Origin of the sequence: Spiroplasma sp. ChiS, assembly GCF_002968355.1 — a bacterium.
Lineage (GTDB): Bacteria > Bacillota_I > Bacilli_A > Mycoplasmatales > Mycoplasmataceae > Spiroplasma > Spiroplasma citri.
On record NZ_PUUH01000050.1, the window covers coordinates 1 to 2,297 of the forward strand.

5 protein-coding genes are annotated in these 2,297 nt (G+C 23.2%); 3 read left to right on the plus strand and 2 right to left on the minus strand.

The features are described 5' to 3' along the window. The 3 genes from C6B38_RS02285 to C6B38_RS02290 form a co-directional block, all read left to right on the plus strand. The coding region (locus tag C6B38_RS02285) for a site-specific DNA-methyltransferase (RefSeq protein ID WP_146693265.1) at positions 1-337 on the plus strand (337 nt) is incomplete at its 5' end. Between the two features lie 104 nt (positions 338-441). Beyond that, on the plus strand, positions 442-612 hold the full coding sequence (locus C6B38_RS09675; protein ID WP_162475814.1) for a hypothetical protein: 171 nt from the start codon (positions 442-444) through the stop codon (positions 610-612). Further along, positions 605-790, plus strand: a complete 186-nt coding sequence (locus C6B38_RS02290; protein ID WP_105298495.1) for a hypothetical protein — start codon at positions 605-607, stop codon at positions 788-790. Before C6B38_RS09675 ends, C6B38_RS02290 begins: the two co-directional genes overlap by 8 nt. 25 nt (positions 791-815) lie before the next feature. Here the strand turns inward: C6B38_RS02290 and C6B38_RS02295 are convergent, their stop codons facing one another. Continuing rightward, positions 816-1,415 carry a hypothetical protein gene (locus C6B38_RS02295; RefSeq protein WP_105298496.1) on the minus strand — a complete coding sequence of 200 codons (600 nt, stop codon included), beginning with the start codon at positions 1,413-1,415 and terminating at the stop codon, positions 816-818. 2 nt (positions 1,416-1,417) lie between these two features. Next, the coding region (locus C6B38_RS09680; RefSeq protein ID WP_162475815.1) for a hypothetical protein at positions 1,418-2,297 on the minus strand (880 nt) is incomplete at its 5' end.

The window sequence follows — 2,297 nt, forward strand, 5'->3', positions numbered from 1 at the left end:
AGATAAAGAATTATGTTTATATATTTACAAAAACCCAATTAGTTATAGTAATGTTTGAAATCAAGATATGCAGACTATTTATCAAATTACTAATAGTAATAATCAATTTATAGGAAATATAAAACACCCTACTATTAAAGATATTAATTTAATTAAATTACAAATAAATAAGCATAGTAAAGTTGGAGATATTGTATTAGATTGTTTTTTAGGAAGTGGTACAACCGCGTATGCTTGTGAACAATTAAATCGGCGTTGAATTGGAATAGAAATTAATGAAAAATATTATAAATTAACAAAGGAGCGATTAAAGTATGTTCAACCAACATTATTCTAATAAAATAAAATGTAATGAATGTAATAAAAATATTAATTATGGTAATATTGTTTCTAAAAATAATAAAGTAATGCATTATGTTTGTTATAAAAGGTTATTTAAAAATGAAAACAAAAAATCATCAAGTTATAATTAGAAATATTAATCTTTACTTAAATAAAGAACAAGCAAAAATATGAAATGAATTACCCGAATTATATACACATAACCAACGAGTACAGCATTTTATCAATTACTATATTGTAAATAATAAAGGAAATAATAAAAATGAATAATTATATTTTATGTTATCGTTCTGTAAGCGGTAATCGTCCGTGTAAAACCCCACTTGGTGAATATATAACTGGTATTGATGTTGAAGATGTAAATATCAATTCAACCTGAGACTGAGAATATTTAATCAATAAATATGGTGAAAAGAATTTAATTATCTTAAAAACAAATAAAAAATAACCTTAATTGGTTATTTTTTTAAATGTTATTTATTTCATCTTTTTTTAAGACAATATTGATTTCAACTTTCAACTTGTTCTATTGTTTGTTTACAATTATGACAAATATTAACATTATGTTTTTTAAGATATTTACGAAATATTAATCAACCAAATAATAGTAAATATAAGATATAACTTGGTATTTTATAAACTTGTTCTAAACATTTTCCAACTGGTAATTTAATTGCTGGTATTTTAGGTATTTTTGTCGTTAATCAAGCAGTACCATGTAATATTGGATAAGATATAACTATTCCAGTATATCCAAAAAAACCACCATCAGTTATATTGTGCTGACCAAACATAAACTCTTTAACTGGTTCTAATGTTGGTATTCAATTAAAATGTAAACTAGTAAAAAATAATCCATATAAACTTAAAAATGGAGTATGATATAAAATTGACAGTGCATTATATCGCATAATATATGCTTTTTTAATATGAAATGGATATTTATCATATTTTAAAAACTTACGATTTTTTCAAGATTTAAAACTTTGACTTGGGTTTCTTTGTTCAAAACCTAATCTTTGTCAATAAGTACCATTTTCATTTTTAATAATAATATTTTCTTTATTTTCCATACTTATACCTCTTGTCGAAAAATACGAACACTATTAATTGGAATATTAGAACCCTTTGAACCATCCGTTAAGTAAATCCGACCACTAGCACTATATAAAGCAATACTATAAGGGTTTTTATCCATATCATCAATAAAACAAGTTGCTTGATGTTTAAATAAAGTATTATTTTCTTTCTGTTCTGTAAAATAAGGTGGTTCAAGCCATAACATACCTTCAGCACCTTTACGATTAGTTGGTGATAATCAAACTTGATAACGATAAGTTTCAGAAAAATTAGGAATATCAATATAATTAGCACTATCACGCTTATATGATATCGTTACTTTTTCTCATTTAATTTTTTGATTTATTTCAAACACTCATTTTAACATTTGTTCAATAGTATTTTTTAAACCTTTATTTAAAGATAATTTATTATTTTCAATATCAAATTCATCTGATAATAATAATTCTAAACTACTATCATCTTTTTGATGTAATGGGGCATTAACTGTTATTGAACTACCACTTTGTGCTTTTTTAACAATATATTTTCCATCTTCTTTATCAATATAATCTTTATTTAAATCACTATCTTTAATAACATCAGATGGTATAACACTGCCTTGTTTTGCTTTTCATACATTATTTTCATAATAAATCGTATCATTATCAAAAGGCACTGATAATTCATTATTAGAATTATATATAATACTTTTATTATCAAGTTTAACGGAAATATTTTTTATATAATTATCAATATAATTTGCTAATAATTCCCTTGATATTTCAATTTGTCATATTCCACTTTTTTCAGTACTAGATCATGGAATAATTGATAAAGTATTAGATGTAAACATACTATTTTTTCATACATATTTAGCATCTGCTTCACTTAAC